The following is a 15,637-nucleotide window of genomic DNA, read 5'->3' on the forward strand; positions in this document are numbered from 1 at the left end:
GCTCACGCTCCCGTGGCGACGAGGACGGTGGCGACCGCGAGGACGACGGTGCCGGCGAGCAGCGCGCTCACATAGGTCTGCACATTGCCGGTCTGGGCACGGCGTACGGCGGCCCCGAGCCAGCGGGGCAGGGCTCCCGCCCCGCGTACGTAGGTGTCGACGACCTCGCGGTCGAGGAACCGCACGAGGCTCGCGCCGGCCTGGACCGGGCGGACGAAGAGGGCCTCGTAGAGGGCGTCGAGGTGGAAGCCGTCGGCCGCGTGGCGGTGCAGCGGGCCGAGCAGCAGCCGTCCGGGGTCGGCGGGGTCGGGTGCGGAGGCCACGTTCCCGTAGGCGGGTTCGTGGCTGGCGATGGCCTCGGCCTCGACCTGGCCGGCGTCCGCCTCGGGGTGGGCCGCGACCGCGCCCAGGGGGACGCGGGCCGTGAGCGCGGTGGTGTGCCGCCAGGCCGCGTAGGTGACGATGCCGCCGATCAGGGCCACGCCGGTGCCGAGCACGGAGGTGGTGAGGGTCGGGGTCAGGTCGGTGCCGTCGAACCAGTCGGGCAGCAGGCGGAAGGCGAGTCCGCCGAGGGCGAGGGAGGGGAGGGCGAGCATCCAGAGCACGGCGTTCATGACGACCGGCTGCCTGCCGTGGTCGGGGGCCTCGGCGCCCCGGCCGCGGAAGGCCAGCAGCCACAGGCGCGTCGCGTAGGCGGCGGTGAGCAGGGCCGTGATCAGACCGGCGATCAGGACGGTCCAGCCCGCGGCGCCGGGGGCGTGTTCGGTGTGGCCGGTGGTGACGTGCTCGGCGGCGCCGAGGACGGCTTCCTTGGAGAAGAAACCGCTGAACGGGGGGATCGCGGCGAGTGCGAGCAGCGCCACGGTCATCGTCCAGTAGGCGTCCGGGACGCGGGTGCGCAGGTCGCGCATGCGGGACATGGCGGCCAGCGAGTTGGTGCCGGCGGCGTGGATGATCACCCCGGCGGCGAGGAACAGCAGCGCCTTGAAGGCGCCGTGCGTGAGGAGGTGGAAGACGGCGGCACCGCGGTCGCCGACGGCGAGGGCACCGGTCATGTAGCCGAGCTGGCCGATGGTCGAGTAGGCGAGGACGCGTTTGATGTCGTCCTGGGCGAGCGCGGCGAGCGCCGAGCCCACCATCGTGACGGCGGCCATGACGGCGAGGACGGTCATCGCGGCCCGTGAGGCCTCGAAGAGCGGAAGGAGCCGGGCGATGAAGTAGACGCCGGCGGCGACCATCGTCGCGGCGTGGATGAGGGCCGAGACCGGGGTGGGGCCCGCCATCGCGTCGGGGAGCCAGGTGTGCAGCGGGAACTGCGCCGACTTTCCCGCGACACCGGCCAGGAGCAGCAGGGCGATCAGGGTCGGGTGGTCGAGCGAGCCGCTCGCCACCGCGCCGAGGATCCTGGTGATGCGGAAGGAGCCGGTCTCGGTGGCCAGCGCGAGCAGGCCGATGAGGAAGGGGACGTCACCGAGCTTGGTGACCAGGAAGGCCTTGAGGGAGGCGGCCCGCGCCTCCGGTGTCTCCCAGTAGTGGCCGACCAGGAAGTACGAGCAGATGCCCATGATCTCCCAGCCGACCAGCAGCACCATCAGGTCGCCGGAGTAGACGACGAGGAACATGGCGGAGGTGAACAGGGAGACGAGCGCGGCGTACGAGGGGTAGCGCGGGTCGTCGCGCAGGTAGCCCGTCGAGTAGAGCTGCACGCAGGTGGCGACGCAGCCGACCAGGACGGCCACGAGGGCGGCGAAGCCGTCGATGTGCAGGGCGAGCTCGATGGGGACCGAGCCGGTGGGCGTCAGTTCCGTGGCGGCGTCGACGGCCTGGCCACCGCCCTGGCGGGAGGCGACCAGGACGGCGAGGACGAGGGCCGCCAGGGTCGGCAGGACGGCGAGCGGGCGGACGAAGCCGGGTGCGGTGCGGCCGAGGAGCAGGCCGGCGACCGCCCCGAGGAAGGGCAGGAGGGGGACGAGTACGGCGAGGGTGGTCGTGGTCACGCGGTGGCCTCAGCCTTCTCGGCCGTCCCGGTCGCGGGGGCGTCGGTGTCGGGGCCGTCCGGCTCGTGGCCCTCGGCGGTGTCGCGGAGCCGGTCGATGTCCGCGGTGCCGCGGTTGCGGTGGACGGCGAGCACGATCGCCAGGCCGATGCCGATCTCGGCGGCGGCGATGGCGATGGTGAACAGGGTCAGGGCCTGTCCGGAGTGCAGGGTCTCCTCGGCGGTCTTGCCGAGCCAGACGTCGAAGGCGACCAGGTTGAGGTTGACGGCGTTGAGCATCAGCTCGACCGACATCAGGACCAGGATCGCGTTGCGGCGGGCGAGGACTCCGTACAGACCCGTGCAGAACAGGAGGGCGGAGAGGACGGCGGGATAGGCGAGGTGCATCAGCGGACACCGCCCTTGCCGGCACCGTGCGGGACGGTCGCCGGGCCGGTGGCGTCTGCGGCTCGCTCCGCCTTGGCCTTGCGGGACAGGACGATCGCGCCGACCAGGGCGGCGAGGAGGAGGACGGAGAGGGCCTCGAAGGGGAGGACCCAGTTCTGGAAGAGGCTCGCTCCCGTCACGGCGGTGGAGCCGGCGGCCGGGCCGTCCAGGTCGATCCACGTGGTCCGGAAGGCGTCGACGACGACCCACACCAGGGCCGCCGCGGCGGCGACGGCCACGGTGAGGGCGGCCCAGCGGTTGCCGGAGTCGGCGTCCGGGGAGCGGCCGATCGGGGCTCTGGTGAGCATCAGGCCGAACAGGAGGAGGACGACGACGGAACCGACGTAGATGAGGACCTGCACCCAGGCGATGAACTCGGCGGTGAGCAGGAGGTACTCGACGGCGAGGCCGCCGAGGGCCACCACCAGCCACAGGGCGGCGTGGACGAGCTGCCGGGTCGTGACGGTGACGACGGCGGCGCCGAAGGTGACGAGGCCGACGAGGAGGAAGGCGATCTCGACGCCGGACGGGGAGAGGAACCCGTGGGGTCCGGCGGCCGTGACCGTGGTGTCCGTCGCCGCGAGGCGGACGGCGGTCGCTGCGAGCGTCATTCCCGGCCCTCCTGTCCCGGCCCCGGCCGGTCCGGCCCCGGCTGGTCCGTCTGCTGCTGGGAGTCGCCCATCGGGCGGGTGGGCTGCTCGGCGGCGCGGGCCTGCTCGTCGGCGTGCGCCTCGGTCGACCCGGTCGCATCGGCCGCACCCTGCCGGGTCGCACCCTGCTGGGTCGTTTCCTGCCGGGCAGCCTCCTGGCGGGCGGCCAGTTTGTCGGCGGTCTTGCGGGCGGCGGCGAGTTCCTTCGGTTCCTCCGCGCCGGGGTCGAGGGCGGGCGGTGCCGGGACCGTCCACATCCACTCGCGGAGCTTGTCGCGCTCGTGGGTGAGGTCGCGGATGTCCGTCTCGGAGTACTCGAACTCGGGGGACCAGAACAGCGCGTCGAAAGGACAGACCTCGATGCAGATACCGCAGTACATGCACAGGGAGAAGTCGATGGCGAAGCGGTCGAGGACGTTGCGGCTGCGCTCGCGGCCGCCGGGCGTGGCCGCCGGCACCGTCTCCTTGTGGGAGTCGATGTAGATGCACCAGTCGGGGCACTCGCGGGCGCACAGCATGCAGACCGTGCAGTTCTCCTCGAACAGGCCGATCACGCCGCGGGAGCGGGGCGGGAGGTCGGGCAGGGTGTCCGGGTACTGCTCGGTGACGGTCTTCCTCGTCATCGTGCGGAGGGTGACGGCCAGGCCCTTGGCCAGACCGGAACCGGGGACGGGGGACATGGTTACCGGATCACCACCTTGACGATGCCGGTGAGGGCGATCTGGGCGAGGGAGAGGGGGACGAGGAGGGTCCAGGAGAGCTTCTGGAGCTGGTCCTCGCGCAGGCGGGGGTAGGTCACGCGCAGCCAGATCACGACGAAGGCGAGGACGGCGGTCTTCAGCAGGGTCCAGACCCAGCCGAGGCCGTCGGCGCCCCAGGGGCCGTGCCAGCCGCCCAGGAAGAGGACGGTGGTCAGGCCGCACAGCACGACGATCCCGGCGTACTCGGCGAGGAGGAACAGGGCGAAGCGCAGGCCGGTGTACTCGGTGTAGGCGCCGAAGATGATCTCCGAGTCGGCGACCGGCATGTCGAACGGGGGGCGCTGGAGTTCGGCGAGGCCGGCGACGAAGAAGACGACCGCGCCGACGATCTGCCAGGGCAGCCACCACCACTCGAAGGCGTCGAGGATGCCGACGAGCGAGACCGTGCCGGCCGCCATGGCGACGGAGGCGGCGGTGAGCAGCATCGGGAGTTCGTACGCGAGCAGCTGGGCGGCGGTGCGCAGGCCGCCGAGGAGGGAGAACTTGTTGGCGGAGGCCCAGCCGGCCATGAGCGAGCCGAGGACGCCGACGCCCATGACGGCGAGGACGAAGAAGATCCCCGCGTCGACGACCTGCCCCACCGCGCCCTCGCCGGGGCCGACGGGGACGGCGAGGAGGACGAGGAGGTACGGCAGCAGGGCCACGGCGGGGGCGAGCTGGAAGACGCGGCGGTCGGCGTCCGCCGGGACGACGTCCTCCTTCTGCGCGAACTTCACACCGTCCGCGACGAGCTGTGCCCAGCCGTGGAAGCCGCCGGCGTACATCGGGCCGAGGCGGCCCTGCATGTGGGCCATCACCTTGTGCTCGGTCTGGCCGACGATCAGGGGGAGGGCGAGGAAGACGACGAAGACGACCAGGAGGCGCAGGGTGACGTCGAGGGCGTCGTTCACTGCGTGCCTCCTGGGCGGTCGTCGGGGGTTTCCGGGCGGGCGGGGGGCTGCTCGTCGGTGTCCGGGCTCTTCCCGCCCTCCGCGCTCCCCCGGCCGTCGGGCTCCTCGGTGGGCGCCGCGGGCTCCTTGGTGGACTCCGCGGACTCCTCGGTGAGCTCCTCGGGCTCGGCGAAGGCCGGGCGGGCGTGATGCCAGGGTGCGTCGGGGCTGCGCGGAGGCGCGGAAACGGGCTTCGGGGCGGCGGGTGTTCCCCCGTCGGCGCCGGACGGACCGGCCGCGTCGGACGGACCGGCCGCGTCGGACGGACCGGCCGCGTCGGACGGACCGGCCGCGTCGGACCGGCCCGCGGTGGAGCCGGTCCGCTGGGAGGCCGATCCCTCGCTCGCACTCCGGGCGCGGCGCGCGGTCGGTGTGCGCGGTCCGGCGGCCTCCCGGTCCTTCCCGCCGGGTGCGTCCGCCTGACCCTCGGGGGCTGCCGGTCCCGGTCGCTGCGACGCGGAACCCTGGCTCGCGCTCCGCGTGCGCCGGGGCGCGGACGCCGGTGGCGCCGACGGCTCAGTGGCCGGGGTTCCGGCGACCGGGGTTTTTGTGCCCGGCGTCTCGGTGGCCGGGGTCGTCTGGCCGACGGAGCCCTGGGCGGCCGTGCGCATGCGGCGGGCCGGGCGCTCGCCCGTCGCACGGGCCGGACGTTCGCCCGCCGCACGGGCGGCACCCCGGGCCGGGCGGGCCGGAGCAGGGGGGAGCTGGCCCTTCAGCGGGCCCCACTCGTTGGGGTCGGGGACGCCCGGGGGCAGCATCTGGCGGCGCCGGGGGCCGCCGTGATCGGACTCGCCGGGTTCCTTCGCGCCCGGCCAGGCCTTGGCGACGCGGGCGGCGAGGACGAAGTCCTTGCGCAGGGGGTGGCCCTCGAAGCCCTCGGGCAGCAGCAGGTGGTCCAGCGCGGGGTGGTCCTCGAAGACGACGCCGAACATCTCGTGCGTCTCGCGTTCGTGCCAGGCCGCGCCCGCGTAGACCGTGACGGCGGTGGGCAGGACCGGGTCCTCGTGCGGAACCGTCGTCCGCACCAGCAGCCTGCGGACCGGCGCGAGGGCGGCGACGTGCGCCGCGACGCGGAAGCCCGTGCCCGGTTCGTCGACCGCGCTCAGCCAGTCGAAGTACGTGCAGCCCAGCCGGTCGCGGGCGGTCTCCAGGGCGGAGATCCAGGCCGCCGGCGGCACGTCCACCGTCAGGAGGTCGTACGACTCCTCGGCGGTGGCCTCGGGTCCGAAGAGGTCACCGGCATCGGCGGGCAGCCAGCCGACCGCGGTCATCGGCCCTCCTCCGGAGCCGACGTGGAAGCCGACGTGGGAGCGGGCGGCTGCACCAGGCCGCTCTGCAGCGCGGCCGCCGACGGGCGCGGCGAGGTGCCGTACCGCTCCCCCAGCGACTCCCGAGCGATCTTCTCCTGGAGCTTGAGGATGCCCTGGAGCAGCGCCTCGGGGCGCGGCGGGCAGCCGGGGACGTAGACGTCGACCGGGATGATCTGGTCGACGCCCTTCGTCACGGAGTACGAGTCCCAGTACGGGCCGCCGCAGTTGGAGCAGGCGCCGAAGGAGATGACGTACTTCGGCTCGGGCATCTGCTCGTAGAGGCGCTTGACGGCGGGGGCCATCTTGTCCGTGACCGTGCCCGAGACCACCATCAGGTCGGCCTGACGGGGCCCCGGCGCGAACGGGATCACACCGAGGCGGATGAAGTCGTGGCGGGCCATCGACGCGGCGATGAACTCGATGGCGCAGCAGGCGAGGCCGAAGTTGAAGACCCACAGGGAGTAGCGGCGGCCCCAGTTGAGGACGACCTTCATCGGCTCGGGGGCGAGCCGCGCGAGCGCGCCGAGCCGCTTGGGTTCCGGGAGCAGCACCGGCTCGGCGGCGGGGTCGGGACCGGGGGCGGAGGCGGAGGGGTTCACGTCCATGACAGGACGCCCTTCTTGTATGCGTAGAGCAGGCCCACGGCGAGGAAGCCGAGGAAGACGAACATCTCCACGAGCGTCGTCGCGCCGTACCCGGGGGCGGCGAAGATCGTCGCCCACGGGAAGAGGAAGATCGAGTCCACCGCGAAGATCACGTACAGGAAGGCGTAGACGTAGTAGCGGACCTGGGTGTGCGCCCAGCCCTCGCCGACGGGGTCGACTCCGCACTCGTACGTCAGGAGCTTCTCGGGCGTCGGGACCACCGGCCGCAGCAGGCGCCCGGCGCCGAAGGCCACGGCCACGAAGAGCACGCCGACGACGGCGAGCAGTCCGACGACCGAGTAGGCCTGGAAGTAGTCCGCCGCGATGCCGACAGTCGGTTCCGGCACGTCCGTCCCTCACTCCCTGTCCGAACCCTGACCCTGAACGCTGCTGTTCGACGATCTGTCTGTACGCACGGGAGTCTAGGGCCTATAAAGAGACGGTAAGCAGCCCGTCGTACCGTGAGACGCCTGGGTGGGGTTTTCCTCAGGGACGTCCGGCGGTCCACCTCATGGCGTCGCGCCGCGCCGCACGGCACGCTGACCCGTATGACCGAACGCCTCTCGTCCTCGACGCACGCCGGACACACCGGCGAGACGGACAGCGACCGCCTGCCACCGGCCCGGTTCGCTCTCGACCGGCACACCTGGAAGGAGATCGCCCACCTGCTGGTGGACCTTCCGGTGGCGTTGATCGGCTTCACGTACGTCGTGGTGACGCTGGCCGTCGGTTTCGGGCTGACGGTCACCGTGATCGGGCTGCCATTGCTGGCGGTGGGCCTCGCGGGGGCGCGGCTGCTGGGCAGGATGGAACGGGCACGGGCCCGGGCGCTGCTCGGGGTGCGGGTGGAGGAACCGAGCCGGCTGCCGTGGCGGGGCCGGGGCGGGTTCTTCACCCGGCTGTGGATGGCGCTGAAGGACCCGGTGGGCTGGCGCACGGTCCTGTACGAGCTCATACGGCTGCCCTGGGGCGTCGTCACCTTCACCGTCACGCTGGTGTCGCTGTTCGTGCTGTGGCCGGTGCTGCCGTTCGTCGCGCGGGGCCTGACCAACGTGGACCGGGCGATGGTGCGCGGGCTGCTGTCGCCGTCCGACGAGCTGGAGCGGCGGATCGCCGAGCTGGAGTCGGACCGGGGGGTGGTCGTCGACACGGCCGCGGCCGACCTGCGGCGCATCGAACGGGACCTGCACGACGGGGCGCAGGCCCGCCTGGTCAACCTGGCCATGGGGCTGGGCCTGGCCAAGGAGAAGCTGCTGGAGGATCCCGACGCGGCTGCGGCGATGGTCGACGAGGCGCACGGCGAGGTGAAGCTGGCGCTGCAGGAGCTGCGGGACCTGGCGCGCGGCATCCACCCGGCCGTCCTGACCGACCGCGGCCTGGACGCCGCCCTGTCCTCGGTGGCCTCGCGCTGCACGGTGCCGGTGAAGGTGACGGTCGACCTGACCGAGCGGCCGGCGGCGGCGATCGAGGGCATCGCCTACTTCACCGTCTCGGAGCTGCTGCAGAACGTCAGCAAGCACAGCGGGGCGAGATCCGCCTCCGTGGAGGTGTGGCGGTCGGCCGACCGGCTGCTCATACAGGTGGACGACGACGGGCGCGGGGGCGCGCGCCTGGACGGCGGTACGGGGATGAAGGGCCTCGCCGAGCGGTTGAGCGCCGTCGACGGCCTGTTCGCGGTCCGTTCGCCGGAGGGCGGTCCGACGACGGTCACGGCCGAGCTGCCGTGGCGCGACCGCTCGGACGCCGACGACGCCGCCGGTGCCTCCGGCACGAGGTAGCGGACCGGCCCCGAGGCACGCCCCGGCGCTCACCCGCCGGGGCGTTCGCATGCCGGTCGGCGGGGTGGGGAAAACCCCCCTCACAGGACGCCGACGGGCTCCATGGCCCGGGGACGTGCGGTCGAGGAGGGTGGTGTCGTAAGAGCACAGCCACACGTCGAGGAGAAGGACGGCACCGATGGCCACGGAGTACGGACAGGGTTACGGGCTCGGGAGCGGGGCCGGTCTTTCCGCGGACGCCGGTGCGCGACGGCACCGGCTGCCGGCGGGGCTGCGGGCACCGTTCGAGGGACGCAGCTGGCGGGAGTTCGGCTTCGTGCTGCTGGGCCTGCCGATCGGGATCATGCTCTTCACGTACGCCGTCACGATGGTGTCGCTCGGCGCCGGTCTGCTGGTGACGTTCCTGGGTGTCCCGGTGCTGGCCGCCGCGCTCGCCGGGTGCCGGGGGATCGGGGCGCTGGAGCGGGCCCGGGCGCGCGGCCTGCTGGGGATCGACGTGGCCGCGCCGGAGCCGCTGCGGATGGGCAAGCCGGGCGCGATGGCCTGGATGGGGGCCGTCCTCAAGAGCGGCTCGTCCTGGCGGAGCCTGCTGTACGCGGTGCTGCAGTTCCCGTGGGCGGTGTTCTCGTTCGCCGTCGCCGTGAGCCTCTGGGCGACCGGCTGGACGATGCTGACCTATCCCCTGTGGTTCTGGGTGTTCCCGGCGTACGCCGGGCAGGACGGGCTCCAGCTGTACGGCGACGAGGCGCACCGGGTCTACCTCGACAACCCCTTCGAGATCACCGTGACCGCGCTGGTCGGGCTGCTGGTCACCCTGGCGACGCCGTGGATCGTGCGGGCCCTGACGACGGTGGACCGGCTGCTGGTGCACGGGCTGCTCGGGCCGTCGCGGCTGGCGACGCGGGTGGTGGAGCTGGAGTCGGACCGGGGGGTGGTCGTCGACACGGCCGCGGCCGACCTGCGGCGCATCGAGCGGGACCTGCACGACGGGGCGCAGGCCCGCCTGGTCAACCTGGCCATGGACCTGGGCCTGGCCAAGGAGAAGCTGCGGGAGGACCCGCAGGAGGCGGCGCGCATGGTGGGCGAGGCGCACGGCGAGGTGAAGACGGCCCTGCAGGAGCTGCGGGACCTGGCGCGCGGCATCCACCCGGCCGTCCTGACCGACCGCGGCCTGGACGCCGCCCTGTCCTCGGTGGCCTCGCGCTGCACGGCGCCCGTGCGGGTGGAGGTGGACCTGACGGAGCGGCCGGCGTCGGCGATCGAGGGCATCGCCTACTTCACCGTCTCGGAGCTGCTGCAGAACATCAGCAAGCACGCGCGGGCCACGGCGGCCGCCGTGGACGTCTGGCGGGTGGAGGACCGGCTGATGCTCCAGGTCGTGGACAACGGCGTGGGCGGCGCGGAGGTGTCCGCCGGTTCCGGTCTGGCGGGACTGGCCGAGCGGCTCGACGCGGTGGACGGGATCCTCGTGGTGGACTCGCCGGCCGGGGGTCCCACCCGGGTGACGGCGGAACTGCCGTGGCGGACGGATCCGGTACGCCGCTGAGCGGCTGCCGCCGCCCGGAACACACCGCCGGCCGGAAGCCCCGTACCCCCGGGCTCCGGCCGGCGTGACCGGGATTCGGCCACCGGGCGTCCGAATCCCGGTCCGGCCTCCCCTTCCTCCCCCGCTCTTCCCGTCGGTTCCCGGCGTACGAACGCATCCGGCCCCCGATGCTGGAATGCTGGACCTGTCGTACGGACGGTCCGTGGACGCGGCACGGGCCGCGCGGGCCGTGGGGTGGACGGAATCTGGCTGTGGGGGGCCGAGGAACGTGGAGGACAGGGTGCGGGTGGTCATCGCCGAGGATTCGGTGCTGCTCAGGGAGGGGCTGACCCGGTTGCTGACCGACCGCGGGCACGACGTGGTGGCCGGTGTCGGTGACGCCCAGGCGCTGATCAAGACGATCACCGAGCTGGACGCGCAGGGTGAGCTGCCGGACGTCGTCGTGGCGGACGTACGGATGCCGCCGACGCACACCGACGAGGGCGTGCGGGCATCGGTGCAGCTGCGCAAGGCGCACCCCGGGCTCGGCGTGCTGGTGCTGTCCCAGTACGTGGAGGAGCGGTACGCCACCGAGCTGCTGGCCGGTTCCAGCCGGGGCGTCGGCTACCTGCTCAAGGACCGGGTGGCCGAGGTGCGGGAGTTCGTGGACGCCGTGGTGCGCGTGGCGCAGGGCGGTACGGCGCTCGACCCCGAGGTGGTCGCGCAGCTGCTCGGACGCAGCCGCAAGCAGGACGTGCTGGCCGGGCTCACCCCGCGGGAGCGGGAGGTCCTGGGGCTGATGGCCGAGGGCCGGACGAACTCCGCGATCGCGAGGCAGCTCGTCGTCAGCGACGGGGCCGTGGAGAAGCACGTCAGCAACATCTTCCTGAAGCTGGGGCTGTCCCCGAGCGACGGTGATCACCGGCGCGTGCTCGCCGTGCTCACCTATCTCAATTCCTGAGACTCCGGTCCCGGGGAACGGCCTGTCGGATCCTGTCGCCGGGGCCCGTCCGGACGATGGGGAAACCGCGGCGCTGACCAGGGGCGTCCTCACCGGCGCGGGGCGGGGGGACCGTGGACCGGCGGGGTTCCGGGCCGCCTCACGATAGTGACCGTCATGCGAATGTCCACCGGAAGTCACCCCCCGCGGACGTAGGGTTGATCCTGGGATGGTCGACGGAAGGCCAGTCCCCGGACAGCCGCCTCGAGGGAGGTCCAGTTCAGTGACCAACCAGGTCAGCAGCCCAGCGGAGCAGGCCGACGGAACCGTCGTAGGAGAGCAGCGCAAACCGGTCGGGGTGAAGGACGTCCGCCGGTTGGACCGGGTGGTCATCAGGTTCGCGGGTGACTCCGGTGACGGCATGCAGCTCACGGGTGACCGGTTCACCTCGGAGACGGCGTCGTTCGGCAACGATCTGTCCACGCTGCCGAACTTCCCGGCCGAGATCCGGGCGCCCGCCGGGACGCTGCCGGGTGTGTCGTCGTTCCAGCTGCACTTCGCCGACCACGACATCCTCACCCCGGGTGACGCGCCGGATGTGCTGGTGGCGATGAACCCGGCGGCGCTGCGGGCGAACGTGGGTGATCTGCCGCGGGGTGCGGAGATCATCGTCAACACGGACGAGTTCACCCGGCGGGCGATGCAGAAGGTCGGCTACGAGACGTCTCCGCTGGAGGACGGCTCGCTGGAGGGCTACCGGGTGCACCCGGTGCCGCTGACCACGCTGACGGTGGAGGCGCTGGGGGAGTTCGGCCTGTCGCGCAAGGAGGCCGAGCGCAGCAAGAACATGTTCGCGCTGGGGCTTCTGAGCTGGATGTACCACCGTCCGACGGAGGGCACGGAGAAGTTCCTGCGGACGAAGTTCGCGAAGAAGCCGGATCTCGCGGAGGCGAACGTCGCCGCGTTCCGGGCGGGCTGGAACTTCGGCGAGACGACGGAGGACTTCGCGGTCTCCTACGAGGTCGCGCCGGCGGCGCGGGCGTTCCCGCCGGGCACCTACCGCAACATCTCCGGGAACCTGGCGCTGTCCTACGGACTGATCGCCGCCTCCCGGCAGGCGGACCTGCCGCTGTTCCTGGGCTCGTACCCGATCACTCCCGCCTCGGACATCCTGCACGAGCTGTCCCGGCACAAGAACTTCGGGGTGCGCACCTTCCAGGCCGAGGACGAGATCGCCGGGATCGGCGCGGCGCTGGGTGCGGCGTTCGGCGGATCGCTGGCGGTGACGACCACCTCGGGCCCGGGCGTGGCGCTCAAGAGCGAGACGGTCGGGCTGGCGGTGAGTCTGGAGCTGCCGCTGCTGGTGGTGGACATCCAGCGCGGCGGGCCCTCGACGGGGCTGCCGACCAAGACCGAGCAGGCGGATCTGCTGCAGGCGATGTACGGCCGCAACGGCGAGGCCCCGGTGCCGGTGATCGCCGCGCGCACCCCGGCGGACTGCTTCGACGCGGCCCTGGAGGCGGCGCGGATCGCGCTGACCTACCGCACCCCGGTGTTCCTGCTGTCGGACGGCTACCTGGCCAACGGATCCGAGCCGTGGCGGATCCCGGAGCTGGAGGAACTGCCGGACCTGACGGTGCGGTTCGCGCAAGGGACGAACCACACCCTGGACGACGGCACCGAGGTGTTCTGGCCCTACAAGCGCGATCCGCACACCCTGGCCCGCCCGTGGGCGGTGCCGGGCACCCCGGGCCTGGAGCACCGCATCGGCGGCATCGAGAAGCAGGACGGCACCGGCAACATCTCCTACGACCCGGCCAACCACGACCTGATGGTCCGCACCCGCCAGGCCAAGGTCGACGGCATCGAGGTGCCCGCCCTGGAGGTCGACGACCCCGACGGCGCGCGCGCCCTGGTGCTGGGCTGGGGCTCGACCTACGGGCCGATCACCGCGGCCGTGCGGCGGATCCGCAAGGAGGGCGGCCGGATCGCGCAGGCCCACCTGCGCCACCTCAACCCCTTCCCGCCCAACCTCGGCGAGGTGCTGAAGGGCTACGACACGGTGGTGGTCCCGGAGATGAACCTCGGACAGCTCGCCACCCTGATCCGGGCGAAGTACCTGGTCGACGCACGCTCCCACACCCAGGTCAACGGCATGCCGTTCAAGGCGGAGCAGCTCGCCACGGCACTGAAGGAGGCCATCGATGACTGACGCCAACGCACTGCTCCAGCTCGTGCCCAAGGCCGAGGGCGAGCAGTCCATGAAGGACTTCAAGTCCGACCAGGAAGTGCGCTGGTGCCCCGGCTGCGGCGACTACGCCGTCCTCGCCGCCGTCCAGTCCTTCATGCCCCAGCTCGGCCTGGCCCGCGAGAACATCGTCTTCGTCTCCGGCATCGGCTGCTCCTCCCGCTTCCCGTACTACATGAACACCTACGGGATGCACTCCATCCACGGCCGCGCCCCCGCCATCGCCACCGGCCTGGCCACGAGCAGGCGCGATCTGTCGGTGTGGGTCGTCACCGGCGACGGCGACGCCCTGTCCATCGGCGGCAACCACCTCATCCACGCCCTGCGCCGCAACGTCAACCTCAAGATCCTGCTGTTCAACAACCGCATCTACGGCCTGACCAAGGGCCAGTACTCCCCCACCTCCGAGACCGGCAAGATCACCAAGTCCACGCCGATGGGCTCCCTGGACGCGCCCTTCAACCCGGTCTCCCTGGCGCTGGGCGCGGAGGCCTCCTTCGTCGCCCGCACCATCGACTCCGACCGCGCCCACCTCACCGACGTGCTGCGCCAGGCCGCCGACCACCCCGGCACCGCCCTGATCGAGATCTACCAGAACTGCAACATCTTCAACGACGGTGCCTTCGACGCCCTCAAGGACCGCCGGCAGGCCCAGGACGCGGTGATCCGCCTCGAACACGGACAGCCCATCCGCTTCGGCACCGACCACGCCAAGGGTGTCGTCCGCGACCCGCGCACCGGCGACCTGAGGATCGTCACCGTCACCGCGGACAACGAGGCCGACGTCCTCGTCCACGACGCCCACGCCGCCTCCCCCACCACCGCCTTCGCGCTCTCGCGCCTCGCCGACCCCGACACCCTCCACCACACCCCCATCGGCGTCCTGCGCTCCGTCGACCGACCGGTCTACGACACCCTCATGGCCGACCAGCTCGACGCCGCCGTCGAACAGCACGGCAAGGGCGACCTCACCAGCCTCCTGACCGGCAACGACACCTGGACCGTCGTCGGCTGAGAGACGTACCGCTCCACGAGGCCCGGGTCGTCAGGCCCGGGCCTCGTCGTACGCCCGGCGCGCCCGCGCGACGTCGTCCATCCGCTCCTTCGACCACCGGGCCAGGCCCGCGACCTGTCCGGCCGCCTCCCGGCCCAGGTCCGTCAGGGAGTAGTCCACCCGCGGCGGGATCACCGGCTTGGCGTCCCGGTGCACCAGGCCGTCGCGCTCCAGGGTCTGGAGCGTCTGGGTCAGCATCTTCTCGCTGACCGTCCGGCCCTGCCGGGAGACGGCGCGCCGCAGCTCACCGAAGCGGTACGGGCGGTCGGTCAGCTCCATCAGGACCAGGACGCCCCAGCGGCTGGTGACGTGCTCCAGGACGAGCCGGTACGGGCACATGGCCTCACGATCGACACTTACTTCCATGCCTGTACCTTACGTGAAAGTGGGTACTATCCATAAGTTAGCGCCCCTCCTAGGGTGAGTGACAGAGAAGGACGTCACCGCACGAGGAGTACACAGAGCATGAGCATCGTCGTCACCGGAGCCACCGGGCACCTCGGCCACCACGTGGTGGAGCAGCTGCTGGAGAAGGTCCCGGCCGAACAGATCACCGCCGTCGTGCGCAGCGAGGAGAAGGGCGCCGGCCTCGCGGAGCGCGGCGTGCGGATCGCCGTGGCCGACTACAACGCGCCCGAGACCTTCGACGGGCTGTTCTCGGCGGGCGACAAGGTGCTGCTGATCTCCGGCAACGAGGTCACCAAGGACCGCCCCGGACAGCACAAGGCCGTCATCGACGCCGCCGCGGCGGCGGGTGTCGCGCTGCTGGCGTACACGAGCGCCCCCAGCGGCCTGACCGCCTCCCTCGCCGACGACCACCGCGCCACCGAGAAGATCCTGTTCGCCTCCGGCCTGCCGTGGGTGATCCTGGGCAACGGCTGGTACCACGAGAACCACACGGAGAACCTCGCCCGGGTGCTGGAGCAGGGCGCCGTCGTCCAGGCCGCCCGCGAGGGCCGCATCTCCTCCGCCTCGCGCGCCGACTACGCGGCCGCCGCCGTCGCCGTACTGACCGGCGAGGGACACGAGAACACGCGGTACGACCTGGGCGGCGACGAGGCGTGGAGCTTCGCCGAGTACGCGGCCGAGGTGAGCCGGCTGGCGGGCCGCGAGGTCGCCTTCCGCCCCGTGTCCGTCGAGGAGTACGTCCGCGCGCTGGTCGACGCCGGGCTGCCCGGGCCGATGGCCGAGGTGCTGGGCGGCGTGGAGGCGTCCACCGAGAAGGGGGAACTGGTCGTGACCACCGGCGACCTGTCCCGGCTCATCGGCCGCCCGACCGCCCCGATCACCGACGCGATCGAGGCGGCCCTCCGGGGCTGACGCCTCCGACGGCCACCTGTCATGACCGTATGACGATACGGGCATGACAGGTGGCC

General features: G+C 72.3%; 15 protein-coding genes. 6 read left to right on the plus strand and 9 right to left on the minus strand.

The window, feature by feature from the left end:
• Window positions 1-2: 2 nt before the first annotated feature.
• From JHAT_RS05170 to JHAT_RS05205, 8 genes are read right to left on the minus strand one after another with little or no spacing between them, the layout of a single operon-like run.
• Complete coding sequence (locus tag JHAT_RS05170; RefSeq protein WP_077796822.1) at window positions 3-1,997, minus strand: NADH-quinone oxidoreductase subunit L; 1,995 nt, start codon at window positions 1,995-1,997, stop codon at window positions 3-5.
• A complete protein-coding gene (nuoK, locus tag JHAT_RS05175) occupies window positions 1,994-2,383 on the minus strand; it encodes an NADH-quinone oxidoreductase subunit NuoK (RefSeq protein ID WP_077796823.1) in 390 nt (129 codons plus the stop codon). The genes JHAT_RS05170 and nuoK overlap by 4 nt, the downstream gene beginning before the upstream one ends.
• On the minus strand, window positions 2,383-3,033 hold the full coding sequence (locus JHAT_RS05180) for an NADH-quinone oxidoreductase subunit J (protein WP_077796824.1): 651 nt from the start codon (window positions 3,031-3,033) through the stop codon (window positions 2,383-2,385). Before JHAT_RS05180 ends, nuoK begins: the two co-directional genes overlap by 1 nt.
• Window positions 3,030-3,752, minus strand: a complete 723-nt coding sequence (locus tag JHAT_RS05185) for an NADH-quinone oxidoreductase subunit I (RefSeq protein WP_077796825.1) — start codon at window positions 3,750-3,752, stop codon at window positions 3,030-3,032. Before JHAT_RS05185 ends, JHAT_RS05180 begins: the two co-directional genes overlap by 4 nt.
• A 2-nt stretch (window positions 3,753-3,754) precedes the next feature.
• Window positions 3,755-4,723 (minus strand): complex I subunit 1 family protein, encoded by a 969-nt coding sequence (locus JHAT_RS05190; protein WP_077796826.1) that lies wholly within the window; start codon window positions 4,721-4,723, stop codon window positions 3,755-3,757.
• Window positions 4,720-6,033 carry an NADH-quinone oxidoreductase subunit C gene (locus JHAT_RS05195; protein ID WP_077796827.1) on the minus strand — a complete coding sequence of 438 codons (1,314 nt, stop codon included), beginning with the start codon at window positions 6,031-6,033 and terminating at the stop codon, window positions 4,720-4,722. Before JHAT_RS05195 ends, JHAT_RS05190 begins: the two co-directional genes overlap by 4 nt.
• Window positions 6,030-6,677, minus strand: a complete 648-nt coding sequence (locus JHAT_RS05200) for an NADH-quinone oxidoreductase subunit B (protein ID WP_077796828.1) — start codon at window positions 6,675-6,677, stop codon at window positions 6,030-6,032. The genes JHAT_RS05195 and JHAT_RS05200 overlap by 4 nt, the downstream gene beginning before the upstream one ends.
• The gene (locus tag JHAT_RS05205; protein WP_077796829.1) at window positions 6,668-7,063 is read right to left on the minus strand and encodes an NADH-quinone oxidoreductase subunit A; all 396 of its coding nucleotides are present in this window, start codon (window positions 7,061-7,063) and stop codon (window positions 6,668-6,670) included. The genes JHAT_RS05200 and JHAT_RS05205 overlap by 10 nt, the downstream gene beginning before the upstream one ends.
• Window positions 7,064-7,264: 201 nt before the next feature.
• Here JHAT_RS05205 and JHAT_RS05210 point away from each other — a divergent pair, with 201 nt between their 5' ends.
• The 5 genes from JHAT_RS05210 to JHAT_RS05230 all read left to right on the plus strand — a co-directional run bounded on the left by JHAT_RS05210 (window position 7,265) and on the right by JHAT_RS05230 (window position 14,222).
• Window positions 7,265-8,494, plus strand: coding sequence for a sensor domain-containing protein (locus JHAT_RS05210; RefSeq protein ID WP_077796830.1), 1,230 nt, complete (start codon window positions 7,265-7,267; stop codon window positions 8,492-8,494).
• Window positions 8,495-8,672: 178 nt separating this feature from the next.
• Window positions 8,673-10,040, plus strand: coding sequence for a sensor histidine kinase (locus JHAT_RS05215; protein ID WP_077796831.1), 1,368 nt, complete (start codon window positions 8,673-8,675; stop codon window positions 10,038-10,040).
• Window positions 10,041-10,320: 280 nt separating this feature from the next.
• Window positions 10,321-10,980, plus strand: coding sequence for a response regulator transcription factor (locus JHAT_RS05220; protein ID WP_290439797.1), 660 nt, complete (start codon window positions 10,321-10,323; stop codon window positions 10,978-10,980).
• 262 nt (window positions 10,981-11,242) lie between these two features.
• The gene (locus JHAT_RS05225; RefSeq protein WP_077796833.1) at window positions 11,243-13,171 is read left to right on the plus strand and encodes a 2-oxoacid:acceptor oxidoreductase subunit alpha; all 1,929 of its coding nucleotides are present in this window, start codon (window positions 11,243-11,245) and stop codon (window positions 13,169-13,171) included.
• A complete protein-coding gene (locus JHAT_RS05230; protein WP_077796834.1) occupies window positions 13,164-14,222 on the plus strand; it encodes a 2-oxoacid:ferredoxin oxidoreductase subunit beta in 1,059 nt (352 codons plus the stop codon). The genes JHAT_RS05225 and JHAT_RS05230 overlap by 8 nt, the downstream gene beginning before the upstream one ends.
• 30 nt (window positions 14,223-14,252) lie before the next feature.
• Here the strand turns inward: JHAT_RS05230 and JHAT_RS05235 are convergent, their stop codons facing one another.
• Window positions 14,253-14,627 carry a helix-turn-helix domain-containing protein gene (locus tag JHAT_RS05235; RefSeq protein ID WP_077796835.1) on the minus strand — a complete coding sequence of 125 codons (375 nt, stop codon included), beginning with the start codon at window positions 14,625-14,627 and terminating at the stop codon, window positions 14,253-14,255.
• A gap of 99 nt (window positions 14,628-14,726) precedes the next feature.
• Here JHAT_RS05235 and JHAT_RS05240 point away from each other — a divergent pair, with 99 nt between their 5' ends.
• On the plus strand, window positions 14,727-15,581 hold the full coding sequence (locus JHAT_RS05240) for an NAD(P)H-binding protein (protein WP_077796836.1): 855 nt from the start codon (window positions 14,727-14,729) through the stop codon (window positions 15,579-15,581).
• The last annotated feature ends 56 nt before the right edge of the window (window positions 15,582-15,637 follow it).

It is taken from the genome of Streptomyces sp. JHA26 (genome assembly GCF_002005565.1).
In the GTDB taxonomy this organism is placed as follows: Bacteria; Actinomycetota; Actinomycetes; order Streptomycetales; family Streptomycetaceae; genus Streptomyces.

Excerpts from the sequence above, each read along its gene's own strand:
- nuoK (WP_077796823.1), bottom strand. The coding sequence starts at position 2,383 with ATGCACCTCGCCTATCCCGCCGTCCTCTCCGCCCTCCTGTTCTGCACG.
- JHAT_RS05180 (WP_077796824.1), bottom strand. The coding sequence starts at position 3,033 with ATGACGCTCGCAGCGACCGCCGTCCGCCTCGCGGCGACGGACACCACG.
- JHAT_RS05185 (WP_077796825.1), bottom strand. The coding sequence starts at position 3,752 with ATGTCCCCCGTCCCCGGTTCCGGTCTGGCCAAGGGCCTGGCCGTCACC.
- JHAT_RS05195 (WP_077796827.1), bottom strand. The coding sequence starts at position 6,033 with ATGACCGCGGTCGGCTGGCTGCCCGCCGATGCCGGTGACCTCTTCGGA.
- JHAT_RS05200 (WP_077796828.1), bottom strand. The coding sequence starts at position 6,677 with ATGGACGTGAACCCCTCCGCCTCCGCCCCCGGTCCCGACCCCGCCGCC.
- JHAT_RS05210 (WP_077796830.1), top strand. The coding sequence starts at position 7,265 with ATGACCGAACGCCTCTCGTCCTCGACGCACGCCGGACACACCGGCGAG.
- JHAT_RS05215 (WP_077796831.1), top strand. The coding sequence starts at position 8,673 with ATGGCCACGGAGTACGGACAGGGTTACGGGCTCGGGAGCGGGGCCGGT.
- JHAT_RS05230 (WP_077796834.1), top strand. The coding sequence starts at position 13,164 with ATGACTGACGCCAACGCACTGCTCCAGCTCGTGCCCAAGGCCGAGGGC.
- JHAT_RS05235 (WP_077796835.1), bottom strand. The coding sequence starts at position 14,627 with ATGGAAGTAAGTGTCGATCGTGAGGCCATGTGCCCGTACCGGCTCGTC.
- JHAT_RS05240 (WP_077796836.1), top strand. The coding sequence starts at position 14,727 with ATGAGCATCGTCGTCACCGGAGCCACCGGGCACCTCGGCCACCACGTG.